Annotated in this window: 13 protein-coding genes; 8 read left to right on the plus strand and 5 right to left on the minus strand. The window is 42.7% G+C overall.

Translation table 11 applies throughout. The features are described from left to right. Positions 1 to 114: 114 nt before the first annotated feature. The 6 genes from AACT52_RS00825 (at position 115) to mtnA (ending at position 8,112) form a co-directional block, all read left to right on the plus strand. The gene (locus AACT52_RS00825; protein WP_073626309.1) at positions 115 to 2,088 is read left to right on the plus strand and encodes a scytonemin biosynthesis sensor histidine kinase; all 1,974 of its coding nucleotides are present in this window, start codon (positions 115 to 117) and stop codon (positions 2,086 to 2,088) included. Positions 2,089 to 2,152: 64 nt separating this feature from the next. Further along, complete coding sequence (locus tag AACT52_RS00830; protein WP_073626311.1) at positions 2,153 to 2,983, plus strand: response regulator transcription factor; 831 nt, start codon at positions 2,153 to 2,155, stop codon at positions 2,981 to 2,983. 1,225 nt (positions 2,984 to 4,208) lie between these two features. Then, positions 4,209 to 4,337, plus strand: a complete 129-nt coding sequence (locus AACT52_RS00835) for a hypothetical protein (protein WP_272937047.1) — start codon at positions 4,209 to 4,211, stop codon at positions 4,335 to 4,337. A 610-nt stretch (positions 4,338 to 4,947) separates the two neighbouring features. Continuing rightward, positions 4,948 to 5,643, plus strand: a complete 696-nt coding sequence (locus AACT52_RS00840; RefSeq protein WP_073626403.1) for an acyltransferase — start codon at positions 4,948 to 4,950, stop codon at positions 5,641 to 5,643. A gap of 223 nt (positions 5,644 to 5,866) precedes the next feature. After that, a complete protein-coding gene (locus tag AACT52_RS00845; RefSeq protein ID WP_073626405.1) occupies positions 5,867 to 6,562 on the plus strand; it encodes an acyltransferase in 696 nt (231 codons plus the stop codon). Positions 6,563 to 7,050: 488 nt separating this feature from the next. Beyond that, complete coding sequence (mtnA, locus tag AACT52_RS00850; RefSeq protein WP_073626313.1) at positions 7,051 to 8,112, plus strand: S-methyl-5-thioribose-1-phosphate isomerase; 1,062 nt, start codon at positions 7,051 to 7,053, stop codon at positions 8,110 to 8,112. Positions 8,113 to 8,212: 100 nt separating this feature from the next. Here the strand turns inward: mtnA and AACT52_RS00855 are convergent, their stop codons facing one another. Both AACT52_RS00855 and AACT52_RS00860 read right to left on the minus strand, forming a co-directional pair. Next, positions 8,213 to 9,322 carry an ABC transporter ATP-binding protein gene (locus AACT52_RS00855; protein ID WP_073626316.1) on the minus strand — a complete coding sequence of 370 codons (1,110 nt, stop codon included), beginning with the start codon at positions 9,320 to 9,322 and terminating at the stop codon, positions 8,213 to 8,215. 28 nt (positions 9,323 to 9,350) lie between these two features. Next, positions 9,351 to 10,064: a GUN4 domain-containing protein gene (locus tag AACT52_RS00860; protein WP_073626318.1), complete on the minus strand. Its 714-nt coding sequence runs from the start codon at positions 10,062 to 10,064 to the stop codon at positions 9,351 to 9,353. Positions 10,065 to 10,815: 751 nt separating this feature from the next. Here AACT52_RS00860 and AACT52_RS00865 point away from each other — a divergent pair. Next, positions 10,816 to 12,237, plus strand: a complete 1,422-nt coding sequence (locus tag AACT52_RS00865; RefSeq protein WP_073626320.1) for an NADP-dependent isocitrate dehydrogenase — start codon at positions 10,816 to 10,818, stop codon at positions 12,235 to 12,237. A gap of 201 nt (positions 12,238 to 12,438) precedes the next feature. Here AACT52_RS00865 and AACT52_RS00870 read toward each other — a convergent pair whose 3' ends face one another. The 3 genes from AACT52_RS00870 to AACT52_RS00880 form a co-directional block, all read right to left on the minus strand. Continuing rightward, complete coding sequence (locus AACT52_RS00870; RefSeq protein ID WP_198940791.1) at positions 12,439 to 12,708, minus strand: hypothetical protein; 270 nt, start codon at positions 12,706 to 12,708, stop codon at positions 12,439 to 12,441. 67 nt (positions 12,709 to 12,775) lie between these two features. Further along, complete coding sequence (locus tag AACT52_RS00875; RefSeq protein WP_073626322.1) at positions 12,776 to 13,012, minus strand: hypothetical protein; 237 nt, start codon at positions 13,010 to 13,012, stop codon at positions 12,776 to 12,778. Positions 13,013 to 13,341: 329 nt separating this feature from the next. Next, on the minus strand, positions 13,342 to 13,530 hold the full coding sequence (locus tag AACT52_RS00880; protein ID WP_041041371.1) for a hypothetical protein: 189 nt from the start codon (positions 13,528 to 13,530) through the stop codon (positions 13,342 to 13,344). Positions 13,531 to 14,045: 515 nt separating this feature from the next. Between AACT52_RS00880 and AACT52_RS00885 the strand changes: the two genes are divergently transcribed. After that, entirely contained in the window at positions 14,046 to 16,574 is a 2,529-nt protein-coding gene (locus AACT52_RS00885) for a mannose-1-phosphate guanyltransferase (protein WP_073626324.1), read from the plus strand. The last annotated feature ends 77 nt before the right edge of the window (positions 16,575 to 16,651 follow it).

Below are 16,651 nucleotides of genomic sequence, written 5' to 3' on the forward strand. Positions count from 1 at the left end.
TTTGATAATTTAAGGTTGGGCAAAAAAAAGCCTAATAGCAAATATAGGAAGTTTTAATGACAAGCCCGTTGAATGATATAGTGCCAAATGATACAAGGGGAGCATAAGAGGGCAATGACCTTTGGCGACTACATGTTATCTAACGCTAATTCTTACTCAGTGCTACAGCCGGAAGAAGAGTTAAAACTGGCACAGTATCTCATGAACCAGGTTGCAGATGCTGTCTTCTATGTCGGATCGAACGCAAAAATTATCTACGTCAACGATGCGATTTGCCGAATGATGAAGTATTCCCGTGAGGAATTACTCTCAATGAGGCTCAAAGATATCGACGTAGACTTTTGGCCCAAAAATTGGTCAGAGAAATGGACAGCGCTCAAACAACAAGGTTCCCTCACCTTCAAAACTCGATATCGAACAAAAACAGGTCGGATATTTTTGGTAGAAATCACTATTACCTATGTAGAACATCAAGGCAAAGAATTTGGCTGTGTTTTTGCTCGCGATCGCAGCGATGAATTAGTAGATCTAGGCGTCCAACGGTATGTCAACAAAACCCCTGATCTAAAGGAGGAGTTACAGCAAGAAGTTATTGAATATCAAAGAACAGAAACGGAACTAGAAACATCTCTTTCTCTACTTCGTTCTACGTTGGAATCTTCTGCAAATGCCATACTTGCAGTGAACTTTGAAGGAGAAATCCTTTGCTACAACCAGAAATTTCTGGAGATGTGGCAATTCCCAAACTCGGTAACCTTGTCCCGCAAATGTAGCAGAACCAAAGCCTTCTTTGACAACAAAGTTAAAGATCCAGAGGTTTTTCGTCAGGTTGTTTGGGAAATGTCCAGCCAATCAGACAAAGAAAGCTACGACTTGGTGGAATTGAAGGATGGGAGGATATTTGCACATTACTCAGAGCCACAGCGGCTTGGAGACAAAATTATCGGTAGAGTGTGGAGTATCTGGGACGTAACTGAATCGAGAAAAACAGAAGAAGCACTAAGGCTCAATGAAGCTCGATTTCGTACTTTGGCAGAAACTACAGAAGCGAGTATCTTCCTAATTTATGACAACAAGCAGATTTGCTATGTCAATCCAGCCGCAGAGGATCTGACAGGATATACAAGAAAAGAACTGCTGAATAATTTTAATGTTGAGCAACTCATTAAAGGCAAAAAGCTCAGGCAGGTTCACAAGCAGGATGGATCTGCTTGTTGTGAATATCAGGAAATGCAGATTCTGACAAAAAATGGTGTGAAGCGGTGGCTGGCTTGTACAGTCGGACTATTGGATGGAGTGCTGGATTTTGCAAGTAAGTCAGTTGAATTAGTCACAGCGATCGATATCACAGATTATAAGCAGGCAGAGTCCGAGGTTCGTCAAGCTCTTGAGCAAGCAAAACGACTCAGCGAACTCAGAGAACGCTTTGTCTCTATGCTTTGCCATCAATTCCGCACTCCGCTGAACGTTGTTTCATTCTCTGCTGATTTACTCAAACGTCATATTCATCAATGGACTGAAGAAAAAAACCGCTCGTATCTGGATTTGATTCAAGTTGCAGTTCAACAAATTAGCGAGCTACTAGATGAAATTCTCTTATATGGTCAGGCAGAATCTGCAAGGCTGGAGTGTGAGCCAAGACCACTCAACCTGGAGATGTTTTGCAGAGATATTCTAGCACAGGTGCAGATAGCAAGTGGAGACCAAAAAGGGGTCAGCTTTGTCAGCCAAGGTAACTGTTCTACTGCTTATTTAGATCCAAAGCTCCTACAGCATATATTAACTAACTTACTCTCGAATGCTATCAAGTATTCACCGAATGGTGGCGCGGTGACTTTTAGGCTTTGTTGTCAAGGTAAAGAAGCAATTTTTCAAATAAAAGATTCAGGTATTGGTATTCCGGTAGTAGATCAACAGCAAATATTTGAGCCGTTTTATCGTGGCAGCAATGTTGACAGTATACCGGGTACTGGACTGGGTTTATCGATTGTGAAAACCCTAGTAGATTTACATGGCGGTGAAATCACTGTGGAAAGTGTAGTTGGCGTTGGCACGACTTTTACCGTCAACCTGCCCTCAAGCTCTTAACCGTCATCCAAGACTCGACCCAGAATTCAGTAACTCTTAGCTCCCTCAAATTCTACTAATGAATATGATACAAGAATCACCAAAAAAAATTCTGATTATTGAAGATGATGCAATGACCCGCAATATCTTCTTAGACGGTCTTCAGGCTGAAGGTTTTGAGACCATAGGTGCTCAAAATGGTATTGTTGGTATCCAAAAAGCACAAGAGTATCAACCCGATTTGGTTATTTGCGATGTCATGATGCCTAACATGGATGGTTTTGGCGTTCTAAAGATGCTGCGCCAAGAGCCAGTGACAGCAATTATACCCTTTATCTTTCTCACTGGTAGCGATAGCAAGTCATCTCTTCGCAAAGGTATGGAGTTGGGAGCAGATGATTATCTTACCAAGCCCTGTACCGTACAGCAGCTACTTAAAGCTATAGCAGTCAGATTAGAAAAGCAATCAAAACTCATGCAGTATTGGTATGCTGCTTGCTGCCAAAATCTCGCACAACCTGTCACAGCCAACACGACATCATCGGCAGACTCAGAATCAATCTTTCCCACCGTTCCACAACTTAAAGAAGTTTTCGATTACATAGAAGCCAATTATCACCAAGGTATCACTTTATGTGACGTAGCTGAGGCAGTTGGTTACTCTTCGGCTTACTTGACGAACAGAGTTGCAAAAATTACAGGAGAAACAGTCAACGGTTGGATTGTTAAGCGTCGGATGTCAGCAGCACGTTGCTTACTTCAAGAAACTGACCAAACAATCGAGCAAATTTCTTCAGCACTCGGTTATCAAAATGCGTGCCATTTCTCCCGCCAGTTTCGTCAACACAACGGCATACCTCCCCAAACTTGGAGAAAAGAGTATCAACTGATGCGGCGTAGCACAGTCCAAGTCTGAAATAGGAAAATAACTCACCGTTTGAGCCATTTGTGTGCTTCAACTAAACCAGATAATGATGGAGCACACACAATAGTACCAAAGCGACATTTTTTAAACTCGGTCATTCCCTGAGCAAGTGGGGTTAGAAAAAAGGATAAAATTAACCCTACCAAACTCTCGAGGATGGCTTTAGAGCAACAAGCACTTACGAAATCCACGAAAAAGTAGGAAGAAAAGACCCTACAGCAGTTGCCGACAGATCTCTTCGTGCTCAGCATCTCAGTTCAAAGCAATCTTTGCAGAAACATTCTTTGTAATGTTAAACTGTTTGCTGGTTATGAGCATGAATTAACACATTTAGCTGTAAACGGTGAAGTAGGCAAGTAGACTGTTTGCGCTGAGGAGGTCGTACTCAGTCTGGCTTGTCCACAATGTTTGGGTTAAAAGTATCAGGGATAAGGCATTTGCTAAAAAAAATTATCGAGTTTTCTAAATATAAGTCTATAGAGCTAAATTAAATAGCTAAAAACATTATTCAACTTACTTATATCTCTTCAATATAAGTAAGTTTTTTGACTTTGTGTTGTAAAATTAATTTCATGCCGAAAACCAAGGCTTAAAAAAATGGTTTGTAAACCATAGTCGCGGTCATTACTAGCAAGCCTGTAAAAAGGTCAAACAGAAAGTCCATGATTTGTTAAATTTGCTGAAAATAGCGGTTTCAAGTGGCTAAAAGCTTCAAAGCTCATAAAGTTTTGATAAATAGGATGGGCTACATCCAAATTTACGCCCGTGGACTGTTGGAGCCGACTCCCTTGAATGAAGCGGGAAGCAGACCCTCTAAAGGAAACTTTAGTTGAATGATAAACTTTAAACAAGTTTAGTCATGTTCTGTGTAGCAGTAATTAGACTCCTAAGAAACACATTTTCAAACCCTTGTACAGTAAGGCTTTTAAAGATTGAAGGAAAATGTGTTTCTTTCATTTTTCACTAGCGATCGCCGCTAGTGAAAGGCTCAGATCTTGCACCCAACAAGAGCCAGAGGCTCTAATATCTCGTTACCAGGTTGAACCTGGTAACGAGGGTTTGGAGCCTCTGACGACTCACTGTTGCAACTCGAGGCTTGATCTCAGTAGATTAATTGCAGATAGTAGACATTATCAGTTATATATGATATTATTGAGTTCCAACTCGTGTCATTTTCAACGTGATTTGGTTAGTCTGTAAAACATCTACGTGCAACATGATGGCGGCAGCCCAATTGATAAACTGGCTGCAACAGATTCGTCATGGCGCTCGGGGAAGCGCTTACTTATTTGCACCGATGGCAGATTTTAACGTCATGGCAGAAGTTGGAGACACTCCACCATAATTTAGTTTTACTTAAATAAAAACGCCAAGAGAAATTCAACAACAATTATATTTTCATGGGAATCAGAGGAGAAATTCAAGCTCCTTTGCAATAACTTGAGGAAATAATGTAGTTGTGTTGAACAAGCAGTTGATTTAACTGCATCTTTTGGAAAGGATTAGAGCGACTCAGCAGATAGTCCCCTCAACAAGAATAATTGTATCGGTAGTTGCGTAAAACTTTTTATCTTAAGATTCTCTGACAAAGATAAAATCAGCCTGTTTATATTTGATGGTTGATACTTCCACAAACTTAATACAAGGCTTTTGAATTTGCCAAGAGAAAAGATTAATAGTGTATCTACTTATTATATGGATACCGTTACAAGTTTTTCTTGCAAGCAAACACAATTGAACTATATGTTGTGCATCTAACTAGAGGGATTTGACAATACCTGCATGAGTTGTTCAAACATTAGGAGGCTATGAGGAATTCTCCACATGACTCCAAATCCAGTTGATGAGTAAAAATACCAGCATCAGCGTAAACGCAAAGAATGAAACACGAGTTGGTATCAATAGCATACAAACTGAATTCTTGTCAAAAACTCTTACCTAAGGATGACGCACTTATGAATAGAGAGCAATCTTCAGCAAAATTACAACGTTTGCATGAACTTTTAGTCATTAGTTTACTAGGAGGTCTTCCAACCATTATGCTGGGACCAAAGCTGCGCAATATAGTATATAGTACTATCTTTGGTCGGATGGGTAAACCAGTTTATATTCAAGAGGGTGTTGAATTTCTTAGTACTTCTTGTATCGAAATCGGCAATGGGGTGTTTATTTTTAAAGGTGCGCGTCTAGACGCACGAGGACACCAAAACAATAGAATTTCTTTGGAAAATGGAGTAGCTATTGAACGTAACGTTAATATTGGGTGTTTGGGAAACACTAACATACACATTAGTCAAGAGACTTTCATTGGTCCTGGCGTTTGTATTGCTGGACCTGGAGACATTAAAATTGGCAAACGCTGTCTCATTGCAGCAAATACTGGCATATATGCAAATAATCATAATTTCTCAGACCCGATAGAGCCAATTAAATACCAAGGTGTTTCTCGCCAGGGAATTGTAATAGAGGATGACTGCTGGCTAGGACATGGCGTAGCTGTCTTAGACGGAGTTACCATTGGTAAGGGTAGCGTCATTGGTGCAGGAGCAGTTGTTACCAAAGATATTCCCCCCTTCTCAGTCGCTGTGGGGACACCTGCAAAAGTTATTAAAACCCGGACTAGCAAGGAACTGGTGAACACCAGAGACTAAGAAATAGCAGCAACTAACAGGCTTTGCGTAAATGCAAAGCCTGTTAGTCACAGATGACCTATTTGACAAAAATATTCCTGAAGATTGGTCATATACTACACCACCTTTTCTTTCATAATATTAAGTAAGTTTGTAAGTAAGTCAATTTGTCAATCAATTGTATGTCTGATTCTCTGCTGTGAGGAATTGTCGTAAATCATTTATTATGAAGTATCATTTCACAATGAATAACAAGCAAAATTTTTTTTGGTCGAAGCATTTATCAGAAAGTTTATTGACTAATTTGTTAGGCAATATCCCCACGAAGGTTGTCGGCAGTAACTTACGAAATCTCTTCTATCGTGATATTTTTGCCCGTATAGGTAGTTCTGTTTATATTGAAGACGGCGTTAAATTTCTCAACACCTCGTGTATTGATATTGGCAATCAGGTGAGTCTTTTACATGGTGTTAGTATCAGTGCGCAAGGGCACCCAAATAATAAAGTTTATCTTGGAGATAAAGTCAGCCTTGAGCGTGGCGTTGACATCAGGGCAATGAAAGATACCTGTATTCACATTGATGAAGGTACATTTATCGGTCCTTATGTTTGTTTGGCAGGTCCAGGAAATATCAAAATAGGCAAGTGCTGTCTTATTGCAGCGCACGTTGGGATATTTGCTAATAATCACATTTTTGATGACCCAATGCAGACTATTGAAGACCAAGGAGTCACGCGTAAGGGAATTGTGATTGAGGACGACTGTTGGCTAGGACATGCGGTGACTGTATTAGATGGCGTCACTATTGGTAAAGGTAGTGTCATTGGTGCAGGAGCAGTTGTGACTAAAGATATTCCCCCGTTTTCAATAGCTGTGGGGGTACCTGCAAAAGTGATTAAAAGCCGTAAGGGAAAGGAAGTCGTTACCTCAAAAGACTGAGAGCAAATCTATGTGTCTATCCCCCAAGAAATAAATTAAGCCTCTTATAGCGCAATACGCTTGCTGGTAAGATGCTTTTCACCGCCTGATGATATCCGTAGAGACGTAGCATGCTACGTCTCTACACGCATGGAATTGTCATAAATAATCCTTAACTGAACGGTGATCATTGTGTGGAATATAGGCTAGGTTAAAGATTTTGTTATCAAATGATGACAAAATTGTTAAGTTTTTAAACAAAATGTATGTTATTCGTAATAAAAAAATATGATTTTTGAGGAGAATATGGTAGTTCCAACAGCGTTTACGCAGAAAATGCCTGATTCTAACCTTTAGCGCTCTGCTCCTTAAAGAATTCTCTTGAGAGTCTTGTGGATTTACAAGGGTTTGCACCCAAAAACAGCAAAAAAGTACACAGACAGAAAAGCTGCCATAACCTGTAGAATTTTTAACATTACAATTTGAAAAAATTAATTACGTTACATTCCATGAATTCTCCCAGAAACCAAGTTTATCCTGTTATTTGGCACAACGACTCAGTTTCACTGATTGACCAAACCCGCTTGCCTAATGAGTACACATTTGTCGAGATTCACCGTTGCTCAGATATGGCGCAGGCAATTAAAACCATGATTGTCCGAGGTGCGCCTGCGATTGGTGTAGCTGCGGCATACGGAATGTATCTTGGGGCAAGGGAAATTGAAACCAACAACCGCAATGAGTTTTTGAACAGTTTGGAGAAAGTGGCACAACTGTTGCGTTCGACTCGTCCGACGGCGGTGAATTTGTTTTGGGCAATCTCACGGATGTTGAAAACCGCCTATGAAACTCTTGGAACGGTTGAAGAAATCAAACAAACCCTTTTGTATACTGCCCAAACTATTAACGCGGAAGATTTACAAACCTGTTATGCCATCGGCGACAACGGTTTGGCAGTCTTGCCTGAAACTCCAGAAAAATTGACAATTTTGACCCATTGTAACGCAGGAGCATTAGCAACCGCAGGTTACGGTACGGCTTTGGGTGTTGTGCGTTCTGCTTTTCGAGAAGGGCGTTTAGCGCGGGTGTTCGCTGACGAAACTCGTCCTCGCTTGCAAGGTGCAAAACTAACGACATGGGAATGTGTCCAAGAAGGCATTCCAGTCACGTTAATTACTGATAGCATGGCAGCTCATTGCATGAAGCAGGGTTTGATTCATCTTGTGGTTGTAGGCGCTGACAGAATTGCGGCTAACGGAGACACAGCAAACAAAATTGGTACGTATAGTTTAGCACTCGTAGCAAAGGCGCATAACGTTCCTTTTTATGTTGCCGCACCCCTTTCCACCGTTGATTTTTCTTTATCCAGCGGTAAGGAAATTCCCATTGAGGAACGCAATCCAGAGGAAATATACAAAGTCGGCGACACCATCCTCACACCAAATGGCGTAGAATTTTACAATCCAGCTTTTGATGTCACACCAGCTGAACTGATTGCAGCAATCATCACAGAGAATGGGGTGTTTGCTCCAGGGGAGTTAACAAACTCTCGGTTGAAGCAAGTTGCTTAACCGCCAATTTTTATGATCGTTGAAGTCAAACAAAGCCTGCGCTCACAAACACTAGACAAGGTTTGGGCGCAGGTCTCCCTATTGCTGTATCTAAGAGTCATTAACAATACAATTTATCCCCAGTCGCTGAATCAAATACAAATAACTTATCTAGATCTAATTTTAGAGAAAGGCGATCGCCCGAATGAGGACGCACATTTGCACCCGTCTGAATATTCAGCATCACACTCGAATCTGGTAAACCTCCACGAATCAACGTTTCCCTCCCCAAAGGTTCTACCACCTTCACCTCAACCACTAACTCTCCCATCTCTTGTTCTCTGTGTTCTCTATGCCTCTCTTGTTCATTTAAATAAATATCCTCCGGACGAATTCCCAAATCAAAACTTTGCCCCGGCGCAGGGCGCAAACTCTCCCGCACAGAATCAGGACAAGGTAACACCTGACCACCCACATCAAAACTATCACCAGTGAACTTGGCAGGTAGAATATTCATTGGAGGATTACCCAAGAAAGTTGCCACCATGCGGTTCGCGGGTTGGGAATAGATAGTTTGTGGCTCGCCGATTTGTTGAATTCGTCCCCAGTTGAGGACTACAATCTTATCAGCCAAAGTCATCGCTTCAACTTGGTCATGGGTGACGTAGACAGTGGTAATTTCCAATTCCTGATGCAGCTGTTTCAACTCTGCTCGCGTATCATCTCGCAACTGGGCATCTAAATTAGACAAAGGTTCATCCAACAAAAAGACTTGTGGTTCACGGGCTATTGCCCTTCCTAATGCAACCCGCTGCTGCTGTCCGCCAGAAAGCTGTTTGGGTTTGCGATCCAACAGATGTTCCAGAGAAAGCGATCGCGCCACCGTCATCACTCTTTCTTGAATCACTTTGGCGTCAATTTTCCGCATCTGCAACCCAAAAGCAATGTTTTGGGCCACCGTCATGTGAGGATACAAAGCGTAGTTTTGAAACACCATCGCCACATCCCGCTGTCGGGCTGGGATATTGTTAACTTGCCTATCCCCGATGTAAAGTTTGCCAGAGGTGACAGTTTCCAAACCAGCGATGCTTCGCAAAATAGTAGACTTACCACAACCAGAAGGTCCCACTAGCACCCAAAACTCACCATCGGGAATTTCAAAAGAAATGTCCTCGATCGCGGTGACGTTATTAAATCTACGCTTAATGCTTTCTAGACGAACGCTTGCCATTTTGGGATTTGTCCTTTGTCACTAATCACTAATTCCAAGCAGGGTGAGATAGCAAAGAAGCAATCACTCGCACTCCACGCAGTTGGTTGGACAAGGGTAAGTGACCTCGGGGAGCGCTTAAGTTCCAGGTAAACTCGTTAGGATACCGCGTCCAGTTATTGCCATTTTTCCAACCAATTTTCGTCCAAAGATTTTCCCAGTTTTTACCCACCCCCAACCAAATTTCTCGCTGTACGGAAAAGCCAAATTTACCCTCTGAGTGAACTAACCACAGGCTGTTGATGGTCTTAAGATCAGTGAGTGGGAAATTTCCTACTTCGGTAAAATATAACCATTTTCTTTGCACCGCAGCTGAACCCGCAAGTTCACACATTTTTTGTAGAGTCATGCGATCGGCTGCTTGAAAATCTTGAGTTGCTAGTAGCTGTTGCAGAGGACTGTAATCGATGCCACCGTCTGAGGTTAGAGGTACAATCCCAAAAGGGAAATAAGTTTGCAAAAATTCTTTTGCCTTGCCTGAATCACAGTTATAGAGAACTTGGTATGCTTTACCATCTACCGAAGTTGCAGGATTTTCTTTACGTTCAAATAAAAATTCCATTAGGACATCTAAGCCTGTATCTCCCAAATTAGCTAACTGTGGGATCACCTGCTGTTGGACGCCAATAGACCCAGCGACTAACGGTTGGCGGAGGGAGTCGATGTCATTAGCAGTGCCTGATACAATCAATGGGTCTGTCATACCATTACTTGTGGAATGCAATTGGGTGAATAAGCTATTAACTATCAGATGTTGTGGACGGGTATTGCACTGATAGCGAAGAGTAGTTTACAGGAAATTGCCAAGAATGCCCACTCATTCTTTTTACTTTTACTAGGTAAATGGGTGTCGGTACATTTTTGAATTTTCAATTTTGAGTTTTGAATCAATTTTCCTTAAACTTGTACGAGTGCAATAAACAAGATTACATAAGTCCCTAGAACCCCACCCTAACCCTCCCCGTAAACGAGGAGGGAAGAGGATTTTTATTGCTTCCCCCCGCTTGCGGGGGGACTGAGGGGGGTGCTTATTTTTAATTTTGCAAGACGTCTAATGCCTTCCCCTACCTCCTGACACCTAATCCGTTTCTTCATGCCCAGTTAATATAGTTACTTACTTAACAGTGGGATTTTAACATTGCCAACTCTTGCTCAGTCACGCTGATGGTAATCTCTGTTGGTTGCGCCATGATATTTTGCTATATATTCAAAGAGTACACTAATAAAGCGTGCAAGCTATCAGATAGCAACGGTTTAGCCCAATTGCATGCACGTGTACCCAAGATGCAAATCGGGGAAAGAAAAGCTCTGCGCCTCATCAACCTGATAAATTTATCAAAACTTATTAAAACAAGACACAGCAAAATCTGCTAGCCTTCCAAACATAACTCTTTCTCTTTTGGGAGATAAATCCGAAGGGTAGTATGTTGCAGCGTAGCCATCAGGAGTGATTAATGTACGACAAAATAACCCCCCCTACAACAGGAGCAAAAATTACCTTCAACAACGGGGAGCCGATTGTTCCTGACAACCCGATTATCCCTTTTATTCGAGGCGATGGCACGGGGATAGATATTTGGCCTGTTACCCAGAAAGTACTTGATGCTGCGGTAGAAACGGCATACAAGGGCAAGCGCAAGATCAGTTGGTTCAAGGTTTATGTTGGTGATGAAGCTTGTGAATTATACGGCACATATCAGTATTTACCTCAAGACAGTTTGACCGCAATTAAAGAATATGGTGTTGCCATCAAAGGACCTTTAACAACCCCGATTGGCGGTGGCATACGTTCCCTCAATGTTGCCCTGCGGCAAATTTTTGACCTTTACGCCTGCGTACGTCCTTGCCGTTACTATGCAGGTACGCCTTCACCTCATAAAAACCCAGAAAAACTTGATGTCATTGTCTACCGGGAAAATACCGAAGATATTTACTTAGGAATTGAGTGGCGACAAGGAAGCGAAATAGGCGATCGCCTGATTTCCATCCTCAACAACGAACTGATCCCCGCCACACCAGAACACGGTAACAAGAGAATTCCTTTAGACTCAGGGATTGGCATTAAACCGATCAGCAAAAAGGGTTCCCAGCGTTTGGTACGACGTGCCATCAAACACGCCTTACAACTCCCCAAACATAAGCAGATGGTGACTTTGGTGCATAAAGGCAACATTATGAAGTACACCGAAGGCGCTTTCCGCGATTGGGGTTACGAACTTGCAACCAGCGAGTTTCGCAGTCAAACCATCACTGAAAGGGAATCTTGGATTTTGAGTAACAAGGAGAACAACCCTGACATCTCCTTGGAAGAAAATGCCCGACTGATTGATCCAGGTTTTAATGCCTTAACAGAAGAAAAACAAGCTCAAATTGTCAAGGAAGTTGAAACAGTTCTTAACTCAATTTGGTCAACTCACGGTCATGGTCAGTGGAAAGATAAAGTGATGGTCAATGACCGCATTGCCGACAGTATTTTCCAACAGATCCAAACCAGACCGGATGAGTATTCGATTTTGGCAACAATGAACTTGAATGGCGATTACTTGTCTGACGCAGCCGCAGCGATTGTTGGCGGACTGGGGATGGGACCTGGTGCAAATATTGGCGATCAATGTGCCATTTTTGAAGCCACCCACGGCACTGCACCCAAACACGCAGGGTTAGATAAGATAAATCCTGGTTCGGTGATTTTATCCGGTGTGATGATGCTGGAGTATCTGGGTTGGCAAGAAGCGGCTGATTTGATTAAGAAAGGTTTAGGGGATGCGATCGCCAACCGTCAAGTCACCTACGACTTAGCGCGTTTGCTGGAACCGCCAGTCGAAGCCTTGAGATGTTCTGAATTTGGCGAGGCGATTATTAAGCACTTTAGTTAGCGCATTGCTCAAATGCTAGTCTCTCCCCCACAGGGAGGGACTAAACTAGATAATCTCGTCTCCACTTAATATAAGCGTGTGAGTATATAAGCGTGTGAATTCGTAGTGAGGACTTTAGTCCTCTTTATCCACAAAGCAAAAGCTCTTGTTTTTACTACAAATAACTTTTATTATGAACAATGAAGCGAAATAATATAACCTCTACAAGTCCTTAGATGAAACGCTTTCTTTAATGAAACGGTGGATCAAGCGGCAAGGCCAACAAAAAGCTCCACACAGGCTTACCGAGGCAATAGCGGCGACAACTCGCCAACTCGGGCTAGTTGGAGTGGCAGACTCTGTTGAGTGGTCTTCTATGCCTTTAGCTAGCTCTGGTGCTGAATCAGATAGTTGACTGGCTGTAGTGATCCCTTCAATCGCCGCTCCAATGAGATAAGCTACCAGGGCAATTGCTAGCCAGTGATTTATCATGTTGTAGTGGTTAAACTCTCTTGAAGATTCGGAAGCAGTGAGCAATCATTCGATTTGTTGCGTTAAGTTAATGATTGCTTTGCCCAAAGGATAGCCGACCTTCAGCCGTGTCGCGAATTAGGGGCAGTTTAGATTTGATGTAAGTATTAAGGCTGCCATCTGTTTGCGCGTCGAGCCCCTGCTTGGCTTTTAACTGCTGGAGGAGTAATTGTACTAAAGCAGCATCGTCAAACTGGAGCAAGGTTGTGACTTGGGTAGACTCGATTACCGCCCAGATTTGTTGGATCATTTTGGCTGTTATCATGAGTCTTTTACCTTTAAATGAAATTTAAGACTTTCTTTATAATCGCACAATTTTGCAATTTGTGCTTAGTTTTTTCTCAGGATTAATCAATCAACACAACCAAACACACCTTAGGAGTGGTTGTGTTGCAAAAAGTGGCAGCGTTTGAGGAGACGATAGTTATGCTAAGTATGGGCAAATATAGTCGAGCGGATTTGTCCACTATCTAAAAGTTAAGTGGCTTAAGCCCTGTCGTTATTTCTTGCAAGCAATAATATCTCTGAGTCAGACAGTTCCCTAAATTCCGCCAATCAGGCGAATACACGCCACTGCCAATGTTGAGATCATTTCTAACCTTTAAGAGCCTTTCTAAAGTTTTGACGATAGGATTTACTTGTCATAAACAAAGCTGGCCACAATAAGGCTAAACCAAGACGATTGGGCAAAGTTCGCTGGAAGTTAGTCCGGTTAAATCCACCCAAGAACTTCCAGATACCACCTGCATAAACCACCACTAATCCAAAAATGACTAATTCCATTCAGCACAACTCCACAAGCAATTGGTTACAATTTGAGTTAAGCTTTACCTAGACCATATTGGCAGTTCATAACGACATCGAAAAGCAATCTTGTTAGCCAAAAAGTCAGCAGAGGCAGAAACCGCTGGGAAAGACTTTGGCTACTGTTGTCTTCCCTATCGTAGTAAGTTGATACGTTGATACATCGTTATATCAAGTTTAGAGTAGCTCATTGCATTATAGCCATCTACCCTTCAGTCCAGCAGCCGCAGACAAAGAAAGTCAAAAATAAAAACTAAAAAACTCTTTTAACTTTTACTGACTGTACAAATGCGCCAGAACGCGTCTGTACACCTTTGTGCTTCTTGATTTTGTACAGATAAACAGGGTAGTGTGACGAGTAGATATTACCAATCCTGACCAGATGCATCTTGCGAAAGTTCCCTAAACTTGAAAATCCATAGGAGACTAAAGAAAATACATCTTAATTTATGGATATTAACGCAGCAAGTGGTGCAAACAGCTAAGGAGGATTTATGCGTGCAGTACTGATGGCAGGGGGTTCAGGAACGCGGCTTCGTCCGCTCACTTGTGACCTGCCCAAACCAATGGTTCCCATCCTAAATAGACCAATTGCCGAACATATCATCAATCTTCTCAAACGGCATCAAATTACAGAAGTCGTTGCTACATTGCATTATTTACCTGATGTCATGCGAGATTACTTCCAAGATGGCAGCGACTTTGGGGTGCAGATGACTTATGCGGTAGAAGAAGACCAGCCCTTGGGTACCGCAGGTTGCGTAAAAAATATTGCTGAACTTCTTGACGATACTTTTTTAGTAATTAGCGGCGACAGTATAACCGATTTTGACCTGACAGCAGCAATTGAATTTCATAAACAAAAAAAGTCAAAAGCGACTTTGGTTTTGACTCGTGTTCCCAACCCAATTGAGTTTGGGGTGGTGATTACCGATGAAGAAAATCGGATTAAGCGATTTTTAGAAAAACCCTCTACAAGTGAAATTTTTTCCGACACCGTTAACACTGGTACTTACATTCTAGAACCAGAAGTGTTGGAATACTTGCCGGCAAATCAAGAATCTGACTTCTCGAAAGAGTTGTTTCCCTTGCTACTGGCAAAGAATGAGCCAATGTATGGTTACATTGCTCAAGGTTATTGGTGCGATGTCGGTCACTTAGATGCCTATCGCGAAGCTCAGTATGATGGATTACATAAGAAAGTCAAACTTGACTTTGCCTATAAAGAAGTTTCGCCTGGATTGTGGGTAGGTCAAAATACTTATATCGACCATACAGCCGAGATTGAAGCCCCAGCAGTCATTGGGGACAATTGCCGTATTGGGGCAAGAGTACAGATTGAAGCCGGAACCGTCATTGGAGACAATGTTACCATTGGCGCTGACGCTAATCTGAAGCGTCCGATTGTTTGGAATGGAGCGATCATCGGTGACGAAGCACATCTGAGTGCTTGTGTCATCTCCCGTGGTGCGCGTGTAGATCGTCGCGCTCATGTCTTGGAAGGCGCTGTGGTTGGTTCGCTTTCGACTGTGGGAGAAGAAGCTCAAATTAGCCCGTTTGTGCGCGTTTGGCCCAGTAAAAAGATTGAGTCTGGGGCAATTTTAAACATTAACTTGATTTGGGGTAACACCGCGCAGCGCAATTTATTTGGGCAACGAGGCGTCCAAGGGCTAGCCAATATTGATATTACCCCAGAATTTGCCGTCAAGTTGGGAGCAGCATACGGTTCCACCTTGAAGCCAGGTTCTCGGATCACAGTTTCCCGCGACCAGCGCAATGTTTCTCGCATGGTCACGCGGTCATTAATTGCTGGTTTGATGTCAGTAGGTATCGATATTCAAAACCTAGATGCCACAGCTTTGCCGATCGCTCGCACAGTGATACCCACAATGTCGGTAGCTGGCGGGATTCACGTGCGGGTGCATCCTGATCGCCCCGACTACATCCTGATTGAGTTCATGGATGTCAAGGGAATTAATATCACCAAATCCTTGGAAAAGAAAATCGAAGGGGCTTATTTCAAGGAAGATATGCGGCGATCGCAAATCCATGAAATTGGCAATGTTGCCTACCCCAGCCAAGTGATGGATCGATACTGCACTGCTTTCGAGAAGCTTTTGCACATTGATACAATTCGCAACAGTCGGGCAAAAGTCGTCATTGACTACGTTTATTCGGTATCTGGGGCAGTCTTGCCGCAAATGTTAGATAATTTTGGTGCTGATGCGGTGGTGCTGAATGCCAGTCTGAATAAAAGCGCCATGTCTACAGCTGACCGCGAAGCACTTCTAACTCAGTTGGGTCATGTGGTGGAAGCTTTGAAAGCTAACTTCGGCGTCCAGGTTTCCGCAAATGGAGAACAGCTGATTCTGGTTGATGAATCTGGCATTCCTATTCGTGGGGAAATGTTAACAGCGCTGATGGTAGATATGATGTTAACAGCTCACCCTAGAGGAACTGTGGTCGTACCAGTTCATGCTTCTAGTGGTGTGGAACAAATTGCCCGTCGTCACGACGCTAAGGTAATTCGTACGAAGGCAAACCCCACAGCATTGATGGAAGCTTGTCAGAAAAATTCCAATGTGGTGTTGGGAGGTAGTGGCGACATTGGCTTTATTTTCCCACAGTTGCATCCAGGATTTGATGCTATGTTCTGTGCTGCCAAGCTGATTGAAATGCTAACGATACAAGAGCGTTCTCTCGCCACTGTACGCTCAGAATTGCCGCGTGTGATTCACAAAGCTCATACAATACGTTGCCCTTGGACTGTCAAGGGAGCGCTGATGCGTTACTTGGTAGAAACTCACCCAGCTCAAAACCTGGAGTTAATTGATGGGGTGAAAATTTGTCAGCCTTATGATGACAGTTGGGTGCTAGTGTTACCAGATGCTAGCGAACCGATTGTACATTTGTACGCTAACAGTAATGATCGTGACTGGGTTGATGAATCATTAAGACAATACCGCGCTCGCGTGCAGGCGTTTGTGGAAAGAGAACAGGAGCAAGTGGTTGCTGAGGTGTAATTCGTTCTAAACTTACAGAGCAGGACGAAACCCAATATGCTTAGCAGCATATTGGGTTTTGTTGTTGATTCTAGTTT

It is taken from the genome of Scytonema sp. HK-05, from assembly GCF_963872035.1.
GTDB lineage: Bacteria > Cyanobacteriota > Cyanobacteriia > Cyanobacteriales > Nostocaceae > Kalymmatonema.